The organism is Alkalibacterium psychrotolerans (assembly GCF_054784355.1).
Map to the genome: position 1 here is coordinate 1 of NZ_BAAGPH010000093.1, position 2,966 is coordinate 2,966.

3 protein-coding genes are annotated in these 2,966 nt (G+C 36.0%); all 3 read left to right on the forward strand.

Translation table 11 applies throughout. The features are described from left to right. The first annotated feature begins 143 nt into the window (after positions 1 to 143). Positions 144 to 509 carry a hypothetical protein gene (locus tag ACYVLS_RS09085; protein ID WP_460323767.1) on the forward strand — a complete coding sequence of 122 codons (366 nt, stop codon included), beginning with the start codon at positions 144 to 146 and terminating at the stop codon, positions 507 to 509. Positions 510 to 900: 391 nt separating this feature from the next. Next, positions 901 to 2,013 carry a PD-(D/E)XK nuclease family protein gene (locus tag ACYVLS_RS09090; protein ID WP_460323769.1) on the forward strand — a complete coding sequence of 371 codons (1,113 nt, stop codon included), beginning with the start codon at positions 901 to 903 and terminating at the stop codon, positions 2,011 to 2,013. Between the two features lie 232 nt (positions 2,014 to 2,245). Then, a complete protein-coding gene (locus tag ACYVLS_RS09095) occupies positions 2,246 to 2,377 on the forward strand; it encodes a hypothetical protein (RefSeq protein ID WP_460323771.1) in 132 nt (43 codons plus the stop codon). Positions 2,378 to 2,966 lie beyond the last annotated feature (589 nt).

Below are 2,966 nucleotides of genomic sequence, written 5' to 3' on the forward strand. Positions count from 1 at the left end.
ATGACCTTCTTCTGTAGGCATCCTGTTCGAAAACACATTATTTTGGAAGAAAGTATCTGCCTAATTTAAAAAATGGCAGTTTGTTCAAAAAAACAGGTTAAATTTAAAGCTATGAATTATTCAGGTTGTATGAAGAATTCAAAATGACGCTAAAAGAATCTTACCGGTATTCCGGCTACAGTCAAACGTACCTGAGATTGATAAAAGAGGAACAAGATATCGAAGCTCTCGCTGAAGTAGTCACTGCAGATATCAGATATGTAAGGGATTACGCTGGAGTTTTAGTTGATACACACAAAGAACTGGTCGTCAAAGCATACAAGCAGCTGATCGTCCAAAATGTGTCTGATGCAGCAAATCGTTCGCAGTACAAGGCGATTGCTGTCTTGGTGAAAGAATGCGGCCGGATTTTAGGGGAAGATACTACTCGTGAAGTCACCGAGAACTTGCGGAAAACGTTCAGCCGAAAACCTGCCTTTATGGATGAGTTGACTAAGGCGAAATTATAGAGGGGCCAGCTGGAAAATTTAGTTTGCTAGGACTGAAAGTTTATTAGTATAGCAGTATATAATAAAACATAACAAATCACTCTAACAGAGAGCGCAAAGATTATTTAGAAAGCATCGATTGGTTTAGAGAGTTTCTGTACGGTAATCCACTTGATTTATCATTGATCCAGCTTGAGACATTCATTGATATGTTCTTATTTTATACGCAAGAAATAGACATCCCAACTATCGCAAAGAAGTTGAATAAAATTGAACATTCGACACATAGCTTGTCTGATTCCTTTAATTATAATGAAAGAAATTATATTCGAACGCGTTTAATTGAGATCGCTAAACTATTTGAAATAGACATTTTCCTCATATAATTCGGACAATGCGAAGGGAGCAAACAATGGACTCAATCTATTCCTTTATCAAGTCATATATTCCAAGTAGCAAGAGAGATCCGAAAGAGGACTTTCTTACACAGATTTTGGCTTGGACGTTAATCAATATTCCTGAATTTAAACAAGACTATATTCAATTCTTAAATAAACACATAGACACTCCTGTGTTAATGGATTTTTCTGAGGACAGTATTCTAATTGAAACGCAATATACCAACGAGAGCGGATATATAGACATGCTTATACGTGAGGAGAATAGTGGCTTTATCATTGAGCATAAGATTGATAGTTCACTCTCGCCCAATCAGATAGATAAATACAAAAAAGCGATAGAAAAGCAATATAGCGGGACTTTCTATACGGTATTAATCACTACAACGCATATGCAACATAAGCAAGAAGCAGATATCAATTTAATTTGGGCAGATATATATGATTTTATTCTTGGTAAAATTGATGGTTATGAGAATCATGAACATTTCCTTCTGAAACAGCTATCCGATTATTTAAAACAGCAGGGATTAGGACGGATGGATCCAATAAATATGGATAATATCTTAGGATACTTTCCTGGCATGCAACTTGAAAACAACTTAGACAAGATATTCGAACGCTTAAGTGGCACGGATTGGCCTGCACATTGGCAAAATTTAAAAGGTTCTCAAACGGAATCATTTTTACCTACTTTCAAGAAAAAGCGCTGGGGAAGAAAAGGAATAGATTTCTACAATAGTTGGGACCCTGGTATTTTTGCAGGAGTTATAATGGACGGCACTGATCACAGACTATTGCCTTCTGATGAGTCTCAAGGTCCGGATTTTGTTGTCATTTTAGAATACGACTATGAAAAGAACAATGATGAAATAACGGAAAAAAGAAATAATTTTTTATGGTCTTCAAATTTTTTAGAGTTGAATAAACGTTTAAAACTAAACAGTGGCAGTTTTGAATACCTTCCAGAGTTGGAGGACAGTCCATGGCGAGTCATTGTACTCCGAAAACCATTAAAAGATGTTCTGTTGGGCACTTCTACTACCGATGAACAAATTAGTGCCATGAAAGACTCAATCTGTGAAGGAATTAATTTGCTCACTCAGGATGATTTGTTTGGTAAATAGTAATTACTTTTCATTAGTGAGGTATACTATATACACTGCAGGGATAGTTCCAGAATATAATAAGCCTGATAAACAATTATCTTCTAAACTGTTACGTGTAAACTAGTCATTTAAATCGTTCAAAAACATCGTCCATATTGATGCAGGATTCAGAATTGCAGTGGGTGATAAAGCAGATGGCACGGTCACAATTACCCACACATCCTCTACCTTGCATGATTGGGAGAAGTCAGTGTTGAACTGGGTTGATGTTGTCTATCTGGTGTCTACTTATCAGCATTATGGTAATGTCGTCATGGGATTGATGAGAGATGGACGAGCGCTGGTCAGCGTTAAAATACATAAAGGATTATTCGAGAAATAGTAGAAGAAAATCAAGATCTGCTTGCAGTAAACCCTGTAACAGGCATCAGTGAAAGAGGACAAGTCGTGATATTTTTTCCTGTAGGTTCCTCAGGTAGTCATATGACTTTGAAAGAATGACTTTGAGGAATTGAGCGAACAATTGATGCAGTTGTTATAGCGTATTCTGAAGAAATCATTTGTAGAGTCCCATATGGAAAGCAACTACCATGTGCAAACAAGGAGAACCACTATAGTAAGTAGTAGCAGACATATTGAGATGAAGCCCCTATGATGTATTTCATTAGATGACTATGTCGTAGGGTTTTTTTATAAAAATTAAACACATATCTATCTACTAAACATATGCAATCGCTTTTATTAAATGGTATAATTAGGCAGTTAATAGCATTACTTTTTATTAAATGTATATAATCTAACTAGAGGGGTGGAACATGAGCTATTCAAGGGTTGATGATTTACTTATTAACTCAAGTTTCGCACCCCTAAGAACGACGTTCTATCCTTTTACCGTAAAGATCAGTTAGAATATTGAACTTAAAAGTACAGAAAAAGACACCTCTCTTTGGTAAAATGTAGTTACCAACAAA

Coding starts and splice junctions, on each gene's coding strand:
- ACYVLS_RS09090 (WP_460323769.1), top strand. CDS start 901: ATGGACTCAATCTATTCCTTTATCAAGTCATATATTCCAAGTAGCAAG.
- ACYVLS_RS09085 (WP_460323767.1), top strand. CDS start 144: ATGACGCTAAAAGAATCTTACCGGTATTCCGGCTACAGTCAAACGTAC.